21 protein-coding genes are annotated in these 20,807 nt (G+C 58.3%); all 21 read right to left on the reverse strand.

Features of this window, described 5'->3' with window-relative positions; translation table 11 throughout:
- Positions 1-149 precede the first annotated feature (149 nt).
- The 21 genes from glmS to rpmH all read right to left on the reverse strand — a co-directional run bounded on the left by glmS (position 150) and on the right by rpmH (position 20,441).
- Complete coding sequence (gene glmS / locus KI235_RS30205; protein WP_003207080.1) at positions 150-1,982, reverse strand: glutamine--fructose-6-phosphate transaminase (isomerizing); 1,833 nt, start codon at positions 1,980-1,982, stop codon at positions 150-152.
- Between the two features lies 1 nt (position 1,983).
- Positions 1,984-2,760 (reverse strand): DeoR family transcriptional regulator, encoded by a 777-nt coding sequence (locus tag KI235_RS30210; RefSeq protein WP_003207082.1) that lies wholly within the window; start codon positions 2,758-2,760, stop codon positions 1,984-1,986.
- A 209-nt stretch (positions 2,761-2,969) separates the two neighbouring features.
- A complete protein-coding gene (gene glmU, locus KI235_RS30215) occupies positions 2,970-4,337 on the reverse strand; it encodes a bifunctional UDP-N-acetylglucosamine diphosphorylase/glucosamine-1-phosphate N-acetyltransferase GlmU (protein WP_013694634.1) in 1,368 nt (455 codons plus the stop codon).
- Positions 4,338-4,452: 115 nt separating this feature from the next.
- Positions 4,453-4,878, reverse strand: coding sequence for a F0F1 ATP synthase subunit epsilon (locus KI235_RS30220; RefSeq protein ID WP_003207087.1), 426 nt, complete (start codon positions 4,876-4,878; stop codon positions 4,453-4,455).
- A 45-nt stretch (positions 4,879-4,923) separates the two neighbouring features.
- Entirely contained in the window at positions 4,924-6,300 is a 1,377-nt protein-coding gene (atpD, locus tag KI235_RS30225) for a F0F1 ATP synthase subunit beta (protein ID WP_003207089.1), read from the reverse strand.
- Positions 6,301-6,327: 27 nt separating this feature from the next.
- Positions 6,328-7,188 (reverse strand): F0F1 ATP synthase subunit gamma, encoded by an 861-nt coding sequence (atpG, locus tag KI235_RS30230; RefSeq protein ID WP_003207090.1) that lies wholly within the window; start codon positions 7,186-7,188, stop codon positions 6,328-6,330.
- Positions 7,189-7,238: 50 nt separating this feature from the next.
- Positions 7,239-8,783 carry a F0F1 ATP synthase subunit alpha gene (gene atpA, locus KI235_RS30235; RefSeq protein ID WP_003207093.1) on the reverse strand — a complete coding sequence of 515 codons (1,545 nt, stop codon included), beginning with the start codon at positions 8,781-8,783 and terminating at the stop codon, positions 7,239-7,241.
- Between the two features lie 21 nt (positions 8,784-8,804).
- The gene (locus KI235_RS30240; protein ID WP_003207094.1) at positions 8,805-9,341 is read right to left on the reverse strand and encodes a F0F1 ATP synthase subunit delta; all 537 of its coding nucleotides are present in this window, start codon (positions 9,339-9,341) and stop codon (positions 8,805-8,807) included.
- 12 nt (positions 9,342-9,353) lie between these two features.
- Positions 9,354-9,824 carry a F0F1 ATP synthase subunit B gene (locus KI235_RS30245; protein WP_003187193.1) on the reverse strand — a complete coding sequence of 157 codons (471 nt, stop codon included), beginning with the start codon at positions 9,822-9,824 and terminating at the stop codon, positions 9,354-9,356.
- A 58-nt stretch (positions 9,825-9,882) separates the two neighbouring features.
- Positions 9,883-10,140, reverse strand: coding sequence for a F0F1 ATP synthase subunit C (gene atpE / locus KI235_RS30250; protein ID WP_003097235.1), 258 nt, complete (start codon positions 10,138-10,140; stop codon positions 9,883-9,885).
- A 131-nt stretch (positions 10,141-10,271) separates the two neighbouring features.
- The gene (atpB, locus tag KI235_RS30255; RefSeq protein WP_003207096.1) at positions 10,272-11,141 is read right to left on the reverse strand and encodes a F0F1 ATP synthase subunit A; all 870 of its coding nucleotides are present in this window, start codon (positions 11,139-11,141) and stop codon (positions 10,272-10,274) included.
- A gap of 16 nt (positions 11,142-11,157) precedes the next feature.
- On the reverse strand, positions 11,158-11,565 hold the full coding sequence (locus KI235_RS30260) for a F0F1 ATP synthase subunit I (protein ID WP_013694636.1): 408 nt from the start codon (positions 11,563-11,565) through the stop codon (positions 11,158-11,160).
- A gap of 148 nt (positions 11,566-11,713) precedes the next feature.
- Positions 11,714-12,586, reverse strand: a complete 873-nt coding sequence (locus KI235_RS30265) for a ParB/RepB/Spo0J family partition protein (protein ID WP_003207098.1) — start codon at positions 12,584-12,586, stop codon at positions 11,714-11,716.
- A 9-nt stretch (positions 12,587-12,595) separates the two neighbouring features.
- Complete coding sequence (locus KI235_RS30270) at positions 12,596-13,393, reverse strand: ParA family protein (protein WP_003207100.1); 798 nt, start codon at positions 13,391-13,393, stop codon at positions 12,596-12,598.
- Between the two features lie 18 nt (positions 13,394-13,411).
- Entirely contained in the window at positions 13,412-14,047 is a 636-nt protein-coding gene (rsmG, locus tag KI235_RS30275; RefSeq protein ID WP_013694637.1) for a 16S rRNA (guanine(527)-N(7))-methyltransferase RsmG, read from the reverse strand.
- A 5-nt stretch (positions 14,048-14,052) separates the two neighbouring features.
- Complete coding sequence (mnmG, locus tag KI235_RS30280) at positions 14,053-15,951, reverse strand: tRNA uridine-5-carboxymethylaminomethyl(34) synthesis enzyme MnmG (protein WP_212795415.1); 1,899 nt, start codon at positions 15,949-15,951, stop codon at positions 14,053-14,055.
- A gap of 564 nt (positions 15,952-16,515) precedes the next feature.
- Positions 16,516-17,886 carry a tRNA uridine-5-carboxymethylaminomethyl(34) synthesis GTPase MnmE gene (gene mnmE, locus KI235_RS30285; RefSeq protein ID WP_212795416.1) on the reverse strand — a complete coding sequence of 457 codons (1,371 nt, stop codon included), beginning with the start codon at positions 17,884-17,886 and terminating at the stop codon, positions 16,516-16,518.
- Positions 17,887-17,965: 79 nt separating this feature from the next.
- Positions 17,966-19,648, reverse strand: coding sequence for a membrane protein insertase YidC (gene yidC, locus KI235_RS30290; protein WP_003207105.1), 1,683 nt, complete (start codon positions 19,646-19,648; stop codon positions 17,966-17,968).
- A gap of 2 nt (positions 19,649-19,650) precedes the next feature.
- Positions 19,651-19,896: a membrane protein insertion efficiency factor YidD gene (gene yidD, locus KI235_RS30295; protein WP_010465488.1), complete on the reverse strand. Its 246-nt coding sequence runs from the start codon at positions 19,894-19,896 to the stop codon at positions 19,651-19,653.
- Positions 19,889-20,290: a ribonuclease P protein component gene (gene rnpA, locus KI235_RS30300; protein WP_003207107.1), complete on the reverse strand. Its 402-nt coding sequence runs from the start codon at positions 20,288-20,290 to the stop codon at positions 19,889-19,891. The genes yidD and rnpA overlap by 8 nt, the downstream gene beginning before the upstream one ends.
- Before the next feature lie 16 nt (positions 20,291-20,306).
- Complete coding sequence (gene rpmH, locus KI235_RS30305; protein WP_003213577.1) at positions 20,307-20,441, reverse strand: 50S ribosomal protein L34; 135 nt, start codon at positions 20,439-20,441, stop codon at positions 20,307-20,309.
- Positions 20,442-20,807: the final 366 nt, after the last annotated feature.

A 20,807-nucleotide genomic window follows, 5' to 3' on the forward strand; every position in this document is an offset into this window, starting at 1 on the left:
GTCTGGTTCGTATTCTGCTGTGGTAAAGGGGGATATACGATCAAGGTCTAGCCATGCGTCAGGGAAGAATGACCGGGTTTAGCAGCGCTAAACCCGAACAGACTTATGACTTAGGATCACCAAGGAGAGCCAGGCTTCTGGTGGGCGACTCACTCCACCGTCACAGATTTCGCCAGGTTACGCGGCTGGTCCACATCAGTCCCCTTGAGCACCGCGACGTAGTACGACAGCAGTTGCAGCGGGATGGTGTAGAGAATCGGCGACAGGATGTCGTGGATGTGTGGCATGTGCACCACGTGGGTGCCTTCGCCATTGGTCATGCCAGCCTTTTCGTCGGCAAAGACAATCAACTGGCCGCCACGGGCGCGCACTTCCTGCAGGTTGGACTTGAGCTTTTCCAGCAGCTCGTTGTTCGGCGCGACGGTGACCACCGGCATGTCGTTATCCACAAGCGCCAGCGGGCCGTGCTTGAGCTCGCCGGCCGGGTAGGCCTCGGCGTGGATGTAGGAGATTTCCTTGAGCTTCAAGGCCCCTTCCATCGCCACCGGGAATTGCGCGCCACGGCCCAGGAACAGGGTGTGGTTCTTCTCGGCGAACAGCTCGGCGATTTTTTCCACAGTACCGTCCATGGCCAGGGCTTCGCCCAGGCGAGCCGGCAGGCGACGCAGTTCTTCCACCAGTTCGGCCTCGACGCCCTTGCCCAGCGTACCGCGCACTTGGCCCAAGGCCAGCGTCAGCAACAGCAACCCCACCAGTTGCGTAGTGAACGCCTTGGTCGACGCCACGCCGATCTCACGACCGGCCTGGGTCAGCAGGGTCAGGTCGGATTCGCGCACCAGCGAGCTGATGCCGACGTTGCAGATCGCCAGGCTGGCGAGGAAACCCAGTTCCTTGGCGTTGCGCAAGGCGGCCAGGGTGTCGGCGGTTTCGCCGGACTGGGAGATGGTGACGAACAGCGAATCGGGTTGCACCACCACTTTGCGATAGCGGAACTCGCTGGCGACTTCGACCTGGCACGGAATACCAGCCAGTTCTTCCAACCAGTAACGGGCGACCATGCCGGCGTGATAACTGGTGCCGCAGGCCACGATCTGCACGTTGCGGACCTTGGCGAACAACTCGGCCGCCTGTGGACCGAACGCCTGGACCAGCACCTGGTTCTGGCTCATGCGGCCTTCCAGGGTGCGTTGCACCACGGCCGGTTGTTCGTGGATTTCCTTGAGCATGAAGTGGCGGAACTCGCCCTTGTCAGCGGCTTCGGCACCGTCGCGGTACTGGACGGTCTCACGCTCTACACTTTTGCCATCGAGGTCCCAGATCTGCACGCTGTCGCGGCGGATTTCGGCGATATCGCCTTCTTCCAGGTACATGAAGCGGTCGGTGACCTGGCGCAGCGCCAACTGGTCGGAAGCCAGGAAGTTTTCCCCCAGGCCGAGGCCGATGACCAATGGGCTGCCGCTGCGGGCTGCCACCAGGCGATCAGGTTGTTTCGTGCTGATGACCGCCAGGCCATAGGCACCGTGCAGTTCCTTGACGGTGGCCTTGAGGGCGACGGTCAGGTCCAACAGGTCCTTGAGCTTGTGATTGAGCAGATGGGCAATGACTTCAGTGTCGGTGTCCGAGGTGAACACATAGCCAAGCGCCTTGAGCTGTTCACGCAGGGCTTCGTGGTTTTCGATGATGCCGTTGTGCACCACCGCCAGGTCGCCGGAAAAATGCGGGTGAGCGTTACGCTCGCACGGCGCGCCATGGGTGGCCCAGCGGGTGTGGGCGATGCCCAGGCGACCGAGCAGCGGTTCGGCTTCCAGCGCCTGCTCCAGCTCGCTGACCTTGCCCGGACGACGCATGCGTTCGAGCTTCTCGTCGTTGGTAAACACCGCCACACCGGCGCTGTCATAACCGCGGTACTCCAGGCGCTTGAGGCCTTCGAGCAAGATTGCTGTGATGTTGCGTTCAGCAACGGCGCCGACAATTCCACACATGCTATTTCTCCTGGCTGACAGGCGCGCAGATCACGGTGATGCCGCGGGCCTGAATCTGATCGCGGGCCTCTACGGGCAGGCGATCATCGGTAATGAGGGTATGGACGCTGCTCCACGGCAGCTCCAGGTTGGGGATCTTGCGGCCGATCTTGTCGGCCTCCACCATCACGATCACTTCGCGGGTAACCTCAGCCATCACACGGCTCAAGCCCAGCAGTTCGTTGAAGGTGGTGGTACCTCGAACCAGATCGATGCCGTCGGCGCCGATGAACAACTGGTCGAAGTCGTAGGAACGCAGCACCTGCTCGGCCACCTGGCCCTGGAACGACTCGGAATGAGGGTCCCAGGTGCCGCCGGTCATCAACAGCACCGGCTCGTGCTCCAGTTCGCTCAAGGCATTGGCGACGTGCAGGGAATTGGTCATCACCACCAGGCCCGGCTGTTGGCCGAGTTGCGGAATCATGGCCGCCGTGGTGCTGCCGCTGTCGATGATGATGCGCGCATGTTCGCGGATCCGCTTCACCGCGGCCCGGGCAATGGCCAGTTTGTACTTGGAGACGGTTTGCCCGTTATCGGCCACCAACTCCTGCGGCATCGGGACCGCGCCACCGTAGCGACGCAGCAGAAGGCCGTTGGTTTCCAGGGCGGCGAGATCCTTGCGAATCGTAACTTCCGAGGTTTCGAAGCGCTTGGCCAACTCATCCACACTGACCTCACCCTGCTCCTGGAGCAAGGCAAGGATGTTGTGACGGCGTTGTGGTGTGTTGCGTTTCGACATGGCGGTATAAGTTTCGATTCGAAAGATAACGTAAGCAATCAAAACCTATTGAAGGGAAATCGTCAAGACGGGAGAAGAAAAATTCAGAAATCCCCTAAATCAATGTGGGAGCGAGCTTGCTCGCGAAGGGGCCAGGTCAGGCAATGCCGCTTTACCTGATACACCGCTATCGCGAGCAAGCTCGCTCCCACAGGGGGTTGTGGATAACTTTAGGGCTTCTTGATTTTCTCCGGTCGCTTCCAGCCATCAATATTGCGCTGACGGGCACGAGCCACAGCCAGTTGGGACTTATCCACATCCTGATTGATAGTTGAACCTGCGGCCGTGTTTGAACCATCACCGATAGTCACGGGAGCCACCAGCGAGTTGTTGGAGCCGATGAACACGTCTTCTCCAATGGTCGTCCGGTACTTGTTGGCGCCATCGTAGTTGCAGGTGATGGTCCCGGCGCCAATGTTGGTGCGGGCGCCGACTTCAGTGTCACCGAGGTAGGTCAGGTGCCCGGCCTTGGCGCCTTCGCCCAGATGAGCATTCTTCAGTTCAACGAAGTTACCCACATGGGCACGGGCTTCCAGCACCGAGCCTGGACGCAGGCGGGCAAACGGGCCGGCGTCGCTGCCCTCTCCCATGACCGCACCGTCGAGATGGCTGTTGGCTTTGATCACCACGCCTTTGCGCAGGGTGCTGTCCTTGATCACGCAGTTCGGGCCGATGACCACGTCGTCTTCGAGGACAACCTTGCCTTCGAGGATGACGTTGATGTCGATGACCACGTCGCGACCCACGCTGACTTCACCACGCACGTCGAAACGGGCCGGATCGCGCAGGGTCACACCTTGGGCCATCAGGCGGCGGGCGGCGCGCAATTGATAGTGGCGCTCCAGTTCGGCCAGTTGCCGACGATCATTGGCACCTTGCACTTCCATGGCGTCCAGCGGCTGCTCGGTGGCGACCACCAGCCCGTCGCTGACCGCCATGGCGATCACATCGGTCAGGTAGTACTCGCCCTGGGCATTGTTGTTCGACAAGCGGCTCATCCAGTCACCCAGGCGCTCGGCCGGTACGGCCAGAATCCCGGTGTTGCCTTCAGTGATCGCGCGCTGGGCTTCGTTGGCGTCCTTCTGCTCGACGATGGCGGTCACCTGGCCGTCGACGTTACGTACGATGCGGCCATAACCGGTGGGGTCGTCGAGCTCGACGGTCAACAGGCCCAACTGTTGTGGCGCGACATGCTTGAGCAGGCGTTGCAAGGTGTCGACTTCGATCAGCGGCACATCGCCGTAGAGAATCAGCACCGTATCGGCCGTGATGAACGGCACGGCCTGGGCCACTGCATGGCCGGTGCCCAGTTGTTTGTCCTGCAGAACGAAATTCAGGTCATCGGCGGCCAGGCGTTCGCGCACCGCATCGGCACCGTGGCCGATCACCACGTGAATGCGCTGTGGATCAAGTTGCCGGGCGCTGTGGATAACATGGCCGAGCATGGAGTTGCCGGCTACCGGGTGCAAGACCTTGGGCAGCGCCGAACGCATGCGAGTGCCTTGACCGGCCGCGAGGATAACGATTTCAAGAGACATGACTGGCTACCAATCCTGGGTGGTCAGCGGCTGCGACCAGATGATGAGTGTCGGGAAAAGAAAAAAGGGTAGCCGAGGCTACCCTTTTTAATCAATCGCACAGAAAGCAGACGGCTTAGCCGCCGAACTTCTTGCGGATCTGCTGGACGGTACGCAGCTGGGCTGCGGCCTCGGCCAGACGTGCAGCAGCAGAACCGTAATCGAACTCCGCGCCTCGCTCGTGCAGGGCCTTCTCGGCAGCCTTGACGGCTTCCTGAGCGGAGGCTTCGTCCAGGTCGGCAGCACGTTGCACAGTGTCGGCAAGGACCTTGACCATGTTCGGCTGAACCTCGAGGAAACCACCGGAGATGTAATACACCTCGGCTTCCCCGCCCTGCTTGATCAAGCGGATCGGACCCGGTTTCAGATTAGTGATCAGCGGTGCGTGACCCAGAGCGATACCAAGATCACCCAGCTCACCATGCGCAATCACCATCTCGACCAGACCGGAGAAGATTTCCCCTTCCGCACTGACGATATCGCAATGGACTGTCATAGCCATCTGATTGCCTCAACCTAAATTAGCGCCCGTTGCCGGGCGCCGGGATTACAGTTTCTTGGCTTTCTCGATCGCTTCTTCGATGCCGCCGACCATGTAGAACGCTTGTTCTGGCAGGTGGTCGTAGTCACCGTTGAGGATGCCTTTGAAGCCAGCAATGGTGTCTTTCAGGGAAACGTATTTACCCGAGGCACCGGTGAAGACTTCAGCCACGAAGAACGGCTGCGACAAGAAGCGCTGGATCTTACGAGCGCGGGATACCAACTGCTTGTCGGCTTCCGACAGCTCGTCCATACCCAGGATCGCAATGATGTCCTTCAGCTCTTTGTAGCGCTGCAGCACGTACTGGACGCCGCGAGCGGTGTCGTAGTGCTCCTGGCCGATCACGTTCGGGTCCAGCTGGCGCGAAGTCGAGTCCAGTGGATCAACCGCTGGGTAGATACCCAGGGAAGCGATGTCACGGGACAGAACGACGGTGGCGTCCAAGTGGGCGAAGGTGGTCGCTGGCGACGGGTCGGTCAAGTCATCCGCAGGTACGTATACCGCTTGGATCGAAGTGATCGAACCTTCCTTGGTCGAAGTGATACGTTCTTGCAGAACGCCCATCTCTTCAGCCAGGGTCGGCTGGTAACCTACTGCCGAAGGCATACGGCCCAGCAGTGCGGATACTTCGGTACCGGCCAGGGTGTAACGGTAGATGTTGTCGACGAACAGCAGAACGTCGTTACCTTCGTCACGGAACTTCTCGGCCATGGTCAGGCCGGTCAGGGCTACGCGCAGACGGTTTCCCGGCGGCTCGTTCATCTGGCCGTAGACCAGTGCCACTTTGTCCAGAACGTTGGAATCCTTCATCTCGTGGTAGAAGTCGTTACCCTCACGAGTACGCTCACCCACACCGGCGAACACGGAATAACCGCTGTGCTCGATGGCGATGTTACGGATCAGTTCCATCATGTTTACGGTCTTGCCCACACCGGCACCACCGAACAGACCGACTTTACCGCCCTTGGCGAACGGGCAAACCAGGTCGATAACCTTGATGCCGGTTTCCAGCAGGTCGTTGCCGCCCGCCTGTTCAGCGAAGGATGGCGCAGGACGGTGAATGCCCCAGCGCTCTTCGGTGTCGATCGGACCCGCTTCGTCGATCGGGTTACCCAGTACGTCCATGATCCGGCCCAGGGTCGCTTTACCGACCGGTACGGAGATGGCAGCGCCAGAGTCGATAACGTCCAGACCGCGCTTCAAGCCTTCGGTAGAACCCATCGCAATGGTACGAACGATGCCGTCGCCCAGCTGCTGCTGAACTTCCAGGGTAGTTTCCGCGCCTTGTACTTTCAGCGCGTTGTAGATGCTCGGTACGCTGTCGCGTGGAAATTCCACGTCGATAACGGCGCCGATGATTTGAACGATACGTCCGCTACTCATAGCTGGATCCTCTGAATATTTGAACCGTTAAACCGCGGCAGCGCCGCCGACGATTTCCGAGATCTCTTGGGTGATCGCAGCCTGACGCGCCTTGTTGTAGATCAGCTGCAAATCGCTGATCAAATCACCGGCGTTGTCGGTAGCGTTCTTCATCGCGATCATCCGCGCTGCTTGTTCAGCTGCGTTGTTCTCGACCACCGCCTGGTAGACCTGCGACTCCACGTAGCGGACCATCAAGCCGTCAAGCAGCTCCTTGGCATCCGGTTCGTAGAGATAGTCCCAGTGGTGCTTGAGTTCCTGTTCCGGGGTCGCCACCAGTGGAATCAACTGCTCCACGGTTGGCTGTTGCGTCATGGTGTTGATGAACTTGTTGGATACCACGGACAGGCGGTCAATCCGGCCTTCCAGGTAAGCATCCAGCATCACCTTGACGCTGCCGATCAGATCATTGATCGACGGCTCTTCACCCAAGTGGCTGATAGCAGCGACGACGTTGCCGCCGAAGTTGCGGAAGAAAGCCGCACCCTTGCTACCAATCACGCACAGATCGATCTCGACGCCTTGTTCGCGGTTTACAGCCATGTCCTTGACCAGGGCCTTGAACAGGTTGGTGTTCAAGCCACCACACAGACCACGGTCACTGCTCACCACGACGTAACCGACGCGCTTGATAGCACGGTCGATCATGAACGGGTGGCGATATTCCGGGTTGGCGTTGGCCAGATGACCAATAACCTGGCGGATGCGCTCCGCATAAGGGCGGCTAGCAGCCATGCGCATTTGTGCCTTGCGCATTTTGCTGACCGCCACTTTTTCCATGGCGCTGGTAATTTTTTGCGTGCTTTTGATGCTCGCAATCTTACTGCGAATCTCTTTTGCGCCTGCCATGTAACACCTATCAGGTTAGCAAGCGGGAGCCTTGCGACTCCCGCTGCGGCTTACCAGGTTTGGGTGGCCTTGAACTTCTCGATACCGGCTTTCATGCCAGCGTCGATTTCGTCATTGAAGTCACCCTTCACGTTGATCTTGGCCAACAAGTCGGCGTGATCGCGGTTGAAGTAAGCAATCAGCGCTTGTTCAAAGCTGCCGACCTTGGCGATTTCAACGTCAGTCAGGAACCCACGCTCAGCGGCATACAGCGACAGCGCCATGTCAGCGATCGACATTGGTGCGTATTGCTTCTGCTTCATCAGCTCGGTAACGCGCTGACCATGCTCAAGTTGCTTACGGGTCGCTTCGTCCAGGTCAGAAGCGAACTGGGCGAATGCCGCCAGTTCACGGTACTGGGCCAGGGCGGTACGGATACCACCGGACAGCTTCTTGATGATCTTGGTCTGAGCGGCACCACCCACACGGGATACCGAAACACCGGCGTTCACAGCAGGACGGATCCCGGAGTTGAACATGGCCGATTCCAGGAAGATCTGACCGTCGGTGATGGAAATCACGTTGGTCGGAACGAACGCGGAAACGTCGCCAGCCTGGGTTTCGATGATCGGCAGAGCGGTCAGGGAGCCGGTCTTGCCGGTCACTGCGCCGTTGGTGAACTTCTCTACGTACTCTTCCGAAACGCGGGATGCGCGCTCCAGCAGACGGGAGTGGAGATAGAACACGTCGCCTGGGTAGGCTTCACGGCCTGGTGGACGGCGCAGCAGCAGGGAGATCTGGCGGTAAGCCACTGCCTGCTTGGACAGATCGTCATAAACGATCAGCGCGTCTTCACCGCGGTCGCGGAAGTATTCGCCCATGGTGCAACCGGAGTACGGTGCCAGGAACTGCAGCGCAGGAGATTCCGATGCGCTGGCTGCCACGATGATCGTGTTGGCCAGGGCGCCGTTTTCTTCCAGCTTGCGAACCACGTTGGCGATGGTCGATTGCTTCTGACCGATGGCTACGTAGACGCAGAAAATGCCGCTGTTCTTCTGGTTGATGATCGCATCGATCGCCAGAGCGGTCTTACCGATCTGACGGTCACCGATGATCAGCTCACGCTGGCCACGGCCGACAGGGATCATGGCATCGACAGCCTTGTAGCCAGTCTGTACAGGCTGGTCTACCGACTTACGCCAGATCACGCCAGGAGCAACTTTCTCGACCGCGTCGGTCTCGGTGTTGTTCAGCGGACCTTTGCCGTCAACAGGGTTACCCAGTGCGTCGACAACGCGACCCAGCAGTTCCTTACCAACCGGAACTTCGAGGATGCGGCCGGTGCACTTGGCGCTCATGCCTTCGGCCAGCGACTGGTAGGAACCCAGTACAACGGCACCTACGGAGTCTTGCTCCAGGTTGAGGGCCATACCGTAGACGCCGCCCGGAAACTCGATCATCTCGCCGTACATGACGTCGGCCAGACCGTGAATCCGCACGATACCGTCAGATACGCTGACGACAGTGCCTTCGTTACGGGCTTGGGAGGTCACATCGAGCTTGTCGATGCGGCCCTTGATAATTTCACTTATTTCGGAAGGATTGAGTTGCTGCATTGCTCTGCTGCCCCTTCAAACTCAAGATTTCAATGCTTCGGCAAGTTTCGCGATTTTGCCGCGAATCGAGCCATCGATAACCAGGTCGCCGGCGCGGATTACAACGCCCCCTATCAGGGACTTGTCTTCCTCGACTTGCAGGCGCACTTCCCGGTTGAGTCGTGCACTGAGAACCTTGGCGAGTTTGTCTTGCTGTTCTTGGTTCAATGCGAAAGCACTGGTCACTTCCACGTCTACCGACTTCTCTTGCTCGGCCTTGTACAGGTCAAAAAGAGTGGCGATCTCCGGCAGAAGCAGGAGACGGTCGTTTTCGGCAACGACGTGAATGAAATTCTGTGCCTTGGCATCGAACTTGTCGCCGCACACGTCAATGAACGTGGCGGCCTTTTCTGCGCTCGTCAGTCGCGGGGCCTTGAGCACGCGCTGCATGGTGTCGTCTTGCGACACCGCTGCAGCCAGGCCGAGCATGGCTGACCAATTGGCCAGTTGCTGGTGGGCCTGAGCGTGCTCGAAGGCCGCCTTAGCGTAAGGTCGGGCCAACGTGGTCAGTTCTGCCATGATCGCCCTCGCTTAGATTTCAGCAGCCAGTTGGTTAACCAGCTCTGCGTGCGCGTTTTGATCGATTGTGGCACCCAGGATCTTCGAAGCACCGCCAACGGCCAGGGCACCCACTTGGGCACGCAGCGCGTCTTTGACACTGTTGAGTTCCTGTTCGATCTCGGCTTGAGCCTGAGCCTTCACACGGTCAGCTTCGACGCGAGCCTGTTCACGGGCTTCGTCGACAATCTGGGTACCGCGTTTCTTGGCTTGCTCGATGATTTCAGCTGCCTGAGCTTTCGCTTCGCGCAGTTGCTGACCCACTTTCTCATGGGCCAACTCCAGGTCGCGAGCTGCACGGCTGGCAGCGTCCAGACCATCAGCGATCTTCTTTTGACGTTCGTGCAATGCCGCAATGACCGGAGGCCATACGAACTTCATGCAGAACAGTACAAAAATCAGGAACGCAACGGACTGGCCAATCAGGGTCGCATTAATGTTCACGCCAACACCTCGCAGTTACGTTGTCCATCACACCAATCTACTCGAGACATCCGAGTAATTAGCCAGCGATTTGACCAACGAACGGGTTCGCAAAGGTGAAGAACAGAGCGATACCAACACCGATCATGGTCACGGCGTCGAGCAGACCGGCCACGATGAACATTTTGACTTGCAGCATTGGAACCATTTCTGGCTGACGCGCTGCGCCTTCCAGGAACTTGCCGCCCAACAGGCCGAAACCAATTGCGGTACCCAGTGCGCCCAGGCCGATCAACAGTGCAACAGCGATAGCGGTTAGACCAACTACAGTTTCCATCTTTCCTCCCGACTTTTACGTCGTATGGTTTAGGTTTTTTAGATTAAAGCGGTAAAACAAATCGTTTCTCAGCCCGGTTCGGGCTCCTTCCCGTTTGACCGGGAAGGACATCAGACTAGTCGAGACTGGCCTTAATGGTTTTCTTCGTGCGCCATCGACAGGTAGACGATGGTCAGCATCATGAAGATGAACGCCTGCAGGGTGATGATCAGGATGTGGAACACAGCCCACGCCCATTGCAGGACTACACCCAGGCCGCTGAGCCACAGCAGGCCGCTGCCGAACATCACAGCGATCAGGATGAACACCAGTTCGCCGGCATACATGTTGCCGAACAGACGCAGTGCCAGAGAAATCGGTTTGGCGATCAGGGTCACGAACTCCAGCAGGAAGTTCACCGGGATCAGCAGGGCTTGAACCAGGATGTTCTTGCTGCCGAACGGGTGCAGGGTCAGTTCGCCGATGAAGCCGCCGATGCCCTTGACCTTGATGCTATAGAAAATGATCAGTGCGAAGACCGAGAAGGCCATGCCCAGGGTCGCGTTCGGGTCGGTGGTCGACACGGCGCGGAATGGGATGTGGTGGTCGCCGGAGATCAGGATGGCCAGCTGAGGAATCCAGTCGACCGGTACCAGGTCGACGGCGTTCATCAGGAACACCCAGACGAAGATGGTCAGTGCCAGCGGTGCGATCACCGGGCTACGGCCATGGAAGCTGTCTTTCACGCTGCCATCGACGAATTCGACCAGTACTTCAACGAAGTTCTGCAGTGCACCAGGCTGACCGGAAGTCGCCTTCTTTGCCGCCATGCGGAAAAGAAGAACGAAGATCAGACCCAATGCGACCGACCAGCCGAGGGTATCGACGTGGAAAGCCCAGAAACCCATTTCCTTGGCTTCTGCTGCGGTGTGGGCAAAGCCCCAGCCGCCGTTGGGTAGCTGACCGAAGGTCAGGTTCTGCAAGTGGTGCTGGATATAGCCCGAAGCGGTTGTCTCTGCCATGGTTGCCTCAAACGCCCTAAGGTCTCGAAAGTCTTGTTCTCATTAGCAGGGGAGCGAACCAGCTAACCAGTTGGGTCAGCACGAAGACGCTGAATACAGCCAGCGGCGCCAGTGGCTTCACACCTGCGAACGTCAATGCAAACAGCACTGCCGTCAAAATCAGTTTCCCCGCCTCACCGGCATAAAAAGACCGGACGATAGCCTGGGCTGCTCGGGCGCCGGAAAACCGAAAGGCCCTGTGAGCAAAGTAAATATTGGGAAGCAAGGCTATCAGGCCTCCGCAAAGCCCTGAGTATCCGGCGACGACTCCTTTCCATTGCCAGAGCGCCAATGCGGCGATCAGTACAACGGTGAACTGGGCCATCAAAACCGGGAAAACTGCCAGACGATGGAACGGCAAGCGGTTTGGCGTGCGGGTTTCCATCGCTTTTGCTCTCCAATAGTCGGCCGCCATAATTCAATAACTTGGCATAATTTGTGCCGACAAAATGCGCGCAGAGTATAGGGGCGGTTCTGCCCCTATTCAACTGTCAGGTAGTGATTTCCGACTGCGCGCTACAAGAGCAATTGTTTCAGCGAATGTGTGCAAGGACACCTTGCAGCTCATCGAGGGAGTTGTAACCAATCACCAATTGTCCCTTGCCCTTCTTTCCGTGGCGGATCTGCACCGCAGAGCCCAGGCGCTCGGCCAGGCGTTGTTCCAGGCGAGCGATATCAGGATCGGTTTTGGGTGCCTCGACAGGGGCCGGTTTGCCGCTCAGCCACTGGCGAACCAGTGCCTCGGTTTGGCGCACAGTCAGACCGCGTGCGACAACATGTCGCGCCCCTTCAACCTGTTGATTTTCCGGCAAACCGAGCAATGCCCGGGCATGACCCATTTCCAGGTCGCCATGGGACAGCATGGTCTTGATGACTTCCGGCAACGCAATCAGGCGCAGCAGGTTGGCCACGGTCACGCGGGACTTGCCCACCGCCTCGGCAACTTGTTGCTGGGTCAGCTGGAATTCCTGCTGCAAGCGCTGCAGGGCCACGGCTTCCTCGATCGGGTTGAGGTCTTCACGCTGGATGTTCTCGATCAGCGCCATGGCGATGGCCGTTTCATCCGGCACATCGCGGACCATCGCCGGGATGGTTTCCTGGCCGGCCTGCTGGCTGGCGCGCCAGCGACGTTCGCCGGCAATGATCTCGAAGCGCCCATTGGCGATCGGCCGAACCACGATCGGCTGCATCACGCCCTGGCTCTTGATCGACTGGGCCAATTCTTCCAGCGCCTGCGGATCCATGTCCCGGCGCGGCTGATATTTGCCGCGCTGGATCAGGTCCAGCGGCAAATGCTGCAACTCACGCTGATCGACCTGGACGGCCTGCTCTTCCAGCGAGCTGACAGTGGGACCGCTGAGCAGTGCATCCAGTCCACGTCCGAGACCTCGTTTCTTGACGGCCATGGGGTTTCCTTAAGTTGGCTGGGCTGCAGCGGTGCGTGGATTGCGGCGCTGACGGCGAACCATCTCGCCCGCCAGGGCCAGGTAAGCCAGCGCGCCACGGGATTGTTTGTCGTAGGCCAGGGCCGGCATGCCGTAGCTCGGCGCTTCGGCCAGACGGATGTTACGCGGGATGACCGTGTCGTAGAGCTGCTCGCCGAAGTGTTCCTTGAGCTGGGCCGAAACATCGTTCATCAGGCTCAGGCGCGGGTCGTACATGGTCCGCAGCAGGCCTTCGACCTTCAGGTCCGGGTTCAGCAGTTCGGCGATGCGCTTGATGTTATCCACAAGGTCGCTCAACCCTTCCAATGCGAAGTACTCGCACTGCATGGGGATAATTACCCCATCGGCCGCCACCAGGGCGTTGAGGGTCAGCATCGACAGCGACGGCGGGCAGTCGATCAGGATGTAATCGTAGTTTTCCCGGATCGGCGCCAAGGCGCTGCGCAGACGGCTTTCCTTCATCTGCATTTCCAGCAGCACCACTTCGGCCGCCGTCAGGTCACGGTTGGCCGGCAGCAGTTGATAACCGCCGTGTTCGGAGAAGTGCATGGCCTGGCCCAGATCGCATTCGCCGATCAGGACGTCGTAGATGGAGTTTTCCAGGCCATGTTTATCCACACCGCTACCCATGGTGGCGTTGCCCTGTGGATCGAGATCGATCAACAGCACCCGGCGCTTGGTCGCGACCAGGGATGCTGCGAGGTTGATACAGGTGGTGGTCTTGCCCACACCACCCTTCTGGTTCGCTATCGCGAATACCTTAGCCATTCTTGCTTGTGTTCCCAATCATGCCGTGCGGCGCAGTATCAGCAGATGGCGTTGGCCTTGGCAACCGGGTACGGCCAAGGCGTGTTCGCTATCGAGGTGGAAGTCTGCCGGCAATGCTACCAGCTCATCGGCCGGATGAACGCCCTTCATTGCCAGCCAGCGCGTATCGGCGTCGCCCAGGTGGCGAGTCCAGTTGCTGAAGTTCTCCATGCTGCTGAACGCCCGGGAGATGATCCCGTTGAACGGCTCGGCAGGTTGGAACGCTTCGACGCGGCTGTGGATAACTTGCAGGTTATCCAGTTTGAGTTCGAGTTTGACCTGGGTCAGGAAGCGGGTTTTCTTGCCGTTGCTGTCCAGGCAGGTCACTTGCGAGTCGGGAAACAGTATCGCCAGCGGGATTCCTGGCATGCCACCGCCACTGCCGACATCCAGCCAGCGACCGTTTTCGACGAAGGACATGACACTGAGGCTGTCGAGCAAATGGCGCGAGACCATTTCGTCCGGATCGCGCACGGCGGTCAGGTTGTAGGCCTTGTTCCATTTGATCAACAACGCCAGATACCCCAGCAATTGCGCGTGCTGGGCTTCGGTCAGGCTGACGCCGAGCTGACGGGCACCTGTGGATAACTCTTCAGCGTGTTGCGAGGTGACCATCGAACTCAAGCGCTTTGCTCCAACTGGCGGCCGGCGCCGCGTTTTTTCAAATGAATCATCAACAGGGAAATCGCCGCCGGCGTGACGCCGGGAATGCGCGAGGCCTGGCCCAGGGTCTCTGGACGGGTCGCACCAAGCTTGCTCTGGATTTCTTTCGACAACCCGGAAATGCCGGTGTAATCGATATCCACAGGCAGCTTGGTGTCTTCACTGGCGCGCAAACGGGCGATTTCGTCCTGCTGGCGGTCGATGTAACCGGCGTATTTAGTCTTGATCTCGACCTGTTCGGCCACCTGTGGATCTTCCGCGCCCTGGCCGGTCACTCCCACCAGCCCGGCATAGTCGATTTCCGGACGGCTCAAGAGGTTGAGCAGGTTGTATTCGTGGGTCAGCGGCGTGCCGAATTTCGCCGCAATGGCATCGCCCTGCTCGGTACCGGGACGAACCCAGGTGCTTTTCAGGCGCTGCTCTTCCAGCTCGATGCTCTCGCGTTTCTTGCAGAACGCGGCCCAACGCGCGTCGTCCACCAACCCCAGTTCGCGACCTTTCTCGGTCAAGCGCAGGTCGGCGTTGTCTTCACGCAGGATCAGGCGATATTCGGCCCGGGAGGTGAACATCCGATACGGTTCCTGGGTTCCCAGGGTAATCAGGTCGTCCACAAGCACACCGATGTACGCCTCATCGCGGCGCGGGCACCAGGCTTCTCTGCCCTTGGCGAGCAGTGCGGCGTTGGCTCCGGCGAGCAAACCCTGGGCACCAGCTTCTTCGTAGCCGGTGGTGCCGTTGATCTGCCCGGCGAAGAACAGACCGCCGATAGCTTTGGTTTCCAGGCTGTACTTCAAATCGCGCGGATCGAAGTAGTCGTACTCGATCGCATAACCCGGACGCACGATGTGCGCGTTCTCCATGCCACGGATCGATTGCACGATCTGCAATTGCACGTCGAACGGCAGACTTGTGGATATCCCGTTCGGATACAACTCATGGGTGGTCAAACCTTCCGGTTCGATGAACACCTGATGGCTTTCCTTGTCGGCAAAGCGATGGATCTTGTCTTCAATCGACGGGCAATAGCGCGGGCCGACACCTTCGATTTCACCGGCAGCGGAATACATCGGCGAACGATCGAGGTTCGCCGCGATGATTTCGTGGGTGCGGGCGTTCGTGTGGGTGATCCAGCAACTGACTTGCCGTGGATGCTGTTCCTTGTTGCCCATGAACGACATCACCGGGATCGGCGTATCGCCAGGCTGCTCGGTCATCACCGAGAAATCCACGGACTTGCCGTCGATGCGAGGTGGCGTACCGGTTTTCAGGCGCCCGACACGCAATGGCAACTCACGCAGACGGTGAGCCAGAGAAATCGACGGCGGATCACCGGCGCGACCGCCGGAAAAATTCTGCAAACCGATGTGGATAAGTCCGCCGAGGAAGGTCCCGGTGGTCAACACCACGGAATCGGCGAAGAACCGCAGGCCCATTTGCGTGACGACACCACGTACCTGGTCCTGCTCGACGATCAGGTCATCGGCCGCTTGTTGAAATATCCACAGGTTCGGCTGGTTTTCCAGGATTTCACGGACAGCGGCCTTGTACAGGACTCGGTCGGCCTGGGCGCGTGTAGCGCGCACGGCTGGGCCTTTGCGGCTGTTCAATACGCGAAACTGGATACCACCCTTATCGGTGGCCATGGCCATCGCGCCGCCTAGGGCATCGATTTCCTTGACCAGGTGACTTTTGCCGATCCCACCAATGGCAGGGTTGCAACTCATGGCACCGAGGGTTTCCACGTTATGCGTCAGCAACAGGGTTTTTGCCCCCATGCGTGCTGATGCAAGTGCTGCCTCGGTACCGGCATGACCGCCGCCGATGACGATCACTTCAAAACGGGAAGGGAAATCCACCACGCACCTCGTGCCTGCTTAATTCAGGTAATTCGGAAATAGGTCTTGAGCCTGGCCAGAGCGTTTTTCGAGCCAGGTCGGCAAGTATAGGGACTTCCCCTTTCCTAAAGAACCCTTTGCACAAAATTTAACCAGCTGTGGAAAACTCGCGGTTAAAGAAATTAAAAAGAAAGAAATTTATAAAATCTTTGTTTTTATGTTTATTCTTACTGAGCCACCTATCTGTGGATAACGTTGCACAGGCCTTTATTTTCAATATGTACAGAGATTCAAAACCCTGTGGTCAGGTGGCAATGAGGGGCTTGGATAACCGGTGTAAGCCTGTGGATGAATGGGCCTGTTATCCACAGAGGCGGTTATCTTCAGTTTTGAAGGGGGTTTATCAACCGACCTCAATGGCAGTTATTCACAGGGCTTAATCCACAGAAAACCGCAGCGATGGACCGCCGCAGCGTCCACAGGCAAGCCGCCATCAAGGGCAATCGTGTCAAAAACAGAGGAGAGGAACCGGGTTTGCGTTGGACTCGAGAGGCTTCGAGGGCAAACCCGGTTTGAAAGGCGGGGTTATTTACCGATGCAGAAGCTGGAAAAGATCCGCCCCAGCAAGTCATCGGAGCTGAAGGCCCCGGTAATTTCCCCAAGGGAATGTTGGGCCTGGCGAAGGTCTTCGGCCAACAATTCACCCGCCCCCGCCAAGGTCAGCTGCGCGCGACCGTGTTCCAGGGCGGCACTGGCATGGCGCAAGGCTTCAAGATGCCGCCTGCGGGCGCTGAAGCTGCTTTCCGAGGTCTGCTCGTAACCCATGCAGGCCTTGAGGTGTTCACGCAGCAATTCCAGGCCTTCGCCAGCCGCCTTCGCGCTCAGGCTGATGGTCACATGGCCGTCGTTGCTGACCTCAAGGACAATCGCTTCCCCGGTCAGGTCGGCCTTGTTGCGGATCAAGGTGACTTTTGCCGGATCCGGGCGGACTTCGAGGAATTCAGGCCACAGGGCAAATGGATCGTCCGCTTCCGGTGCGGTGGCATCCACCACCAGCAGGACCCGATCGGCTTCACCGATGGCCTTGAGCGCCCGTTCAACGCCAATCTTTTCCACCTGGTCCTCGGTGTCGCGCAAACCTGCGGTATCCACTACGTGCAGCGGCATGCCGTCGATGTGGATATGTTCACGCAGAATGTCCCGGGTGGTGCCGGCGATCTCGGTGACAATCGCCGCTTCACGACCGGCCAGGGCATTCAACAGGCTGGACTTGCCGGCATTCGGACGCCCAGCGATCACCACGGTCATCCCATCGCGCAACAAGGCACCCTGCCCGGCTTCGCGCAGTACTGTGGATAACTCATCGCGCACTTTATCCAGCATGCTCAGCACGTGGCCATCGGCTAGGAAGTCGATTTCTTCTTCCGGGAAATCAATCGCGGCCTCGACGTAGATCCGCAGGCCGATCAACTGTTCGGTGAGGTTATGCACACGCAGGGAAAACGCGCCCTGCAAGGAACGCAATGCGTTGCGTGCCGCCTGTGCAGAACTGGCTTCGATCAAATCGGCGATCGCCTCGGCCTGGGCCAGGTCGAGCTTGTCGTTGAGGAATGCCCGTTCACTGAATTCACCCGGCCGCGCCAGGCGACAGCCCAGTTCCAGGCAACGCTTGAGCAGCATGTCCAGCACGACGGGGCCGCCATGCCCTTGCAGTTCCAGTACGTCTTCGCCGGTGAACGAATTCGGCCCTGGGAAATACAAGGCCAGGCCCTCGTCGAGGACCTGCTGGTCATCACTGAAAAACGGACCGTAATGAGCAAACCGCGGCTTGAGTTCACGACCGCTGATTGCCTTGGCCGCAATACTGGCCAAGGGCCCCGAAATACGGACGATGCCGACACCGCCGCGACCTTGGGCAGTGGCAACGGCGGCGATGGTTTCACGCGGTGCGCTCATAAAGCGGTATCCAGACAAAAGTGGCAGATAGCAAAACGCCCCACTAGGGGGCGTTTTGTGTGGTTATCCACAGAGCAAGTTACGCCTCGGCTTTTTTCGTAGCCGCTTCGATCTTACGCGTGATGTACCACTGCTGAGTGATGGACAACACGTTGTTCACAACCCAGTACAGCACAAGACCAGCCGGGAACCACAGGAAGAAGAAGGTGAAGATGATTGGCATCATTTTCATGACCTTCGCCTGCATCGGATCCGGAGGCGTTGGGTTCAGCTGCTGCTGGATGAACATGGTCGCGCCCATGATGATCGGCAGGATGAAGAACGGATCCTTGATCGACAGGTCGGTAATCCACAGCATGAACGGTGCCTGACGCATCTCCACGCTTTCCAGCAACACCCAGTACAGCGACAGGAACACGGGCATCTGTACAAGAATCGGCAAGCATCCACCCAGCGGGTTGATCTTCTCTTTCTTGTACAACTCCATCATGGACTGGGACATTTTCTGCCGGTCATCGCCATGTTGCTCTTTCAGCGCGGCCAGTTTCGGGGCCACAGCGCGCATGCGAGCCATGGATTTGTAGCTGGCGGCCGACAATGGGAAGAACAGACCCTTGATCAGCATGGTCAGGAAAATGATCGACCAGCCCCAGTTACCGACGATGCTGTGGATATGTTGCAGCAGCCAGAAGATCGGCTGGGCAATGAACCACAGGAAACCGTAGTCCACAGTCAGTTCCAGACCTGGGGACAACTCTTTCAGCACGGCCTGGCTTTTAGGACCGGCATACAGAATGGCGCTGGTTTCGGCTTTCGCACCTGGCGCGGCAGTCAATGTCGGGCCGGTGTAACCGATGATGAAGTTGCCTTTGCTGTCTTTCCGCGTCTGGACGACGTTGCTGTCGCCTTTCTGCGGGATCCAGGCTGTTACAAAGTAGTGCTGCAGCCAGGCAACCCAGCCACCTTGGACGGTTTCCTTGAGCGGGCCCTTGTCCATGTCCTTCATCGACACTTTCTTGTACGGCTCCGAACTTGTCCACAGGGCGGCGCCCAGGTAAGTCGCGGTGCCGGTGGCAGTGCTCGAAGAAGGATCGGAGCTGGCGTCACGCTTCAATTGCGCGAACATCGCACCAGACCAGGGCTGTGCGCTCTGGTTGTCGATCAGGTAAGAGACGGTTACGTCATACAGGCCACGTTTCAAGGTGAAACGCTTGATGTAATTGACGCCATCCTTGCTGAACTTCAGGTCCACGACCAATTGGTCCTGACCGTCAGCCAGTTGATAAGTCTTCTTCTCGGCGGAGTAGATCGGGCGACCGGCCGGGTTCGAATCCGGGCCGTTGGTACCGATCAGGCCACTTTGGGCCAGATAGGTACGCTCGTTACCGTTGTCGAACAACTGGAACGGGATTTCCGGATGATCCTGGCGACGCGGGTACAGCGGCAGCTTCAGCTGGGCGACGTCACCACCTTGTGGATCGATTGCCAGCTCGAGCACGTCCGTCTTGATCTGGATGAGATCTTTGCTTACGGCCACGGGGGCTTCGGCGGGAGCGCTGGTATCGCTTGCCGCGCGCGGGATGTCGTCATTGCTGGCAGCGTTGTTGCCAACTGGGGCATCCGGCAGGCTCGGTGCGGTATTGCTGGCTGCAACATTCTGAGTCGGCAGGGCAGCCTGGCCATAGTCCTGGTTCCATTTAAGGACCATGACGTAGGACACGATTGCCAGGGCGACGATCAGGATCGTGCGTTTGATATCCATGATTACTCGGCCATCGAAGAAGAACGGGAGGTAGGGATAGGCGGAACCGGGTCATAACCGCCGGGATTCCACGGATGACAGCGACCTAAACGACGAAAGGTCAGCCAGCCACCGCGCAGTAGGCCATGATTTTCTATGGCTTCGTACGCGTAGCAGGAACAACTGGGGTAGAAACGACAGTGACTGGCCATCAAAGGACTAATGGCATAGCGGTAAAACTGGATCGGAACGAGTGCCAGTTTACGCATCAGGACTGTCTACCCCTACAGTTTCGGTGTTGACTGCTGGTACTGGCTTGTTGCGGGCCAGACGCTTCCAGAGCTTGCCGAAATGCTGAATCAATTCGGGGTTTTCTACGTCACCCAAACCTTTGCGCGCGACGATAACAATGTCCCATCCAACCAGTGAATCCTGGTTAAGGCGAAACGATTCGCGCATCAGACGTTTGAGGCGATTGCGCTGAACAGAGAGCTTGACGCTCTTTTTCCCGATAACCAGCCCTAGTCGGGGGTGATCGAGATCGTTACTGCGCGCAAGGAGCAGGAGATTTTTCCCCGGAACCTTGCCGGTAGGGGAGTCAAAGACTGCCTTGAAATGCCGGGGTGTAAGCAGACGCTTTTCCCGACTGAAGTCCTGACTCACCTCCAGTGCCGGATTATCAAACTGCCAGACGCGCACGACCTTTGGCGCGACGACGCGACAGGACGGCACGACCGTTCTTGGTAGCCATGCGAGCACGGAAACCGTGGGTACGAGCGCGTTTGATAGTGCTTGGTTGGAAAGTACGTTTCATGTCGTGTTACCTGGTTCGTCCACAACGGGCCGGAATGGCCCCCGTTTTAAGAGACCGGGGATTCTAGAGAAAGCAAGCCTCTAGGTCAATTTCCAACCAGCGTTTCCTTTAAATAGATATCCAGGCGCTTGGGCGGATTCATCACACGACACTAGATATAGAAATAAAGAAGGGAATTATTTAAAGCTTTTCTGTAAAGCTTATAAAAGCAAGGCAGCCACCTGTCTGTGGATAACCATGCTCAGGCCTTGTAATCCGCCATGTACAGAGAATGACAACTACAGGGGAAAGCAGTGGCCAGCCTGTGCTGCGCTGTCGGATAAGCTGTGTGTGGAATGGGTGGTTATCCACAGGCCGGTTATCCAC

Source organism: Pseudomonas sp. St386 (genome assembly GCF_018325865.1).
In the GTDB taxonomy this organism is placed as follows: domain Bacteria; phylum Pseudomonadota; class Gammaproteobacteria; order Pseudomonadales; family Pseudomonadaceae; genus Aquipseudomonas; species Aquipseudomonas brassicacearum.

Excerpts from the sequence above, each read along its gene's own strand:
- KI235_RS30220 (WP_003207087.1), bottom strand. The coding sequence starts at position 4,878 with ATGGCTATGACAGTCCATTGCGATATCGTCAGTGCGGAAGGGGAAATC.
- atpG (WP_003207090.1), bottom strand. The coding sequence starts at position 7,188 with ATGGCAGGCGCAAAAGAGATTCGCAGTAAGATTGCGAGCATCAAAAGC.
- KI235_RS30240 (WP_003207094.1), bottom strand. The coding sequence starts at position 9,341 with ATGGCAGAACTGACCACGTTGGCCCGACCTTACGCTAAGGCGGCCTTC.
- atpA (WP_003207093.1), bottom strand. The coding sequence starts at position 8,783 with ATGCAGCAACTCAATCCTTCCGAAATAAGTGAAATTATCAAGGGCCGC.
- rpmH (WP_003213577.1), bottom strand. The coding sequence starts at position 20,441 with ATGAAACGTACTTTCCAACCAAGCACTATCAAACGCGCTCGTACCCAC.
- atpB (WP_003207096.1), bottom strand. The coding sequence starts at position 11,141 with ATGGCAGAGACAACCGCTTCGGGCTATATCCAGCACCACTTGCAGAAC.
- yidC (WP_003207105.1), bottom strand. The coding sequence starts at position 19,648 with ATGGATATCAAACGCACGATCCTGATCGTCGCCCTGGCAATCGTGTCC.
- atpE (WP_003097235.1), bottom strand. The coding sequence starts at position 10,140 with ATGGAAACTGTAGTTGGTCTAACCGCTATCGCTGTTGCACTGTTGATC.
- mnmE (WP_212795416.1), bottom strand. The coding sequence starts at position 17,886 with ATGAGCGCACCGCGTGAAACCATCGCCGCCGTTGCCACTGCCCAAGGT.
- atpD (WP_003207089.1), bottom strand. The coding sequence starts at position 6,300 with ATGAGTAGCGGACGTATCGTTCAAATCATCGGCGCCGTTATCGACGTG.
- KI235_RS30210 (WP_003207082.1), bottom strand. The coding sequence starts at position 2,760 with ATGTCGAAACGCAACACACCACAACGCCGTCACAACATCCTTGCCTTG.
- KI235_RS30260 (WP_013694636.1), bottom strand. The coding sequence starts at position 11,565 with ATGGAAACCCGCACGCCAAACCGCTTGCCGTTCCATCGTCTGGCAGTT.
- rsmG (WP_013694637.1), bottom strand. The coding sequence starts at position 14,047 with ATGGTCACCTCGCAACACGCTGAAGAGTTATCCACAGGTGCCCGTCAG.
- glmU (WP_013694634.1), bottom strand. The coding sequence starts at position 4,337 with ATGTCTCTTGAAATCGTTATCCTCGCGGCCGGTCAAGGCACTCGCATG.
- KI235_RS30265 (WP_003207098.1), bottom strand. The coding sequence starts at position 12,586 with ATGGCCGTCAAGAAACGAGGTCTCGGACGTGGACTGGATGCACTGCTC.
- glmS (WP_003207080.1), bottom strand. The coding sequence starts at position 1,982 with ATGTGTGGAATTGTCGGCGCCGTTGCTGAACGCAACATCACAGCAATC.
- KI235_RS30270 (WP_003207100.1), bottom strand. The coding sequence starts at position 13,393 with ATGGCTAAGGTATTCGCGATAGCGAACCAGAAGGGTGGTGTGGGCAAG.
- yidD (WP_010465488.1), bottom strand. The coding sequence starts at position 19,896 with ATGCGTAAACTGGCACTCGTTCCGATCCAGTTTTACCGCTATGCCATT.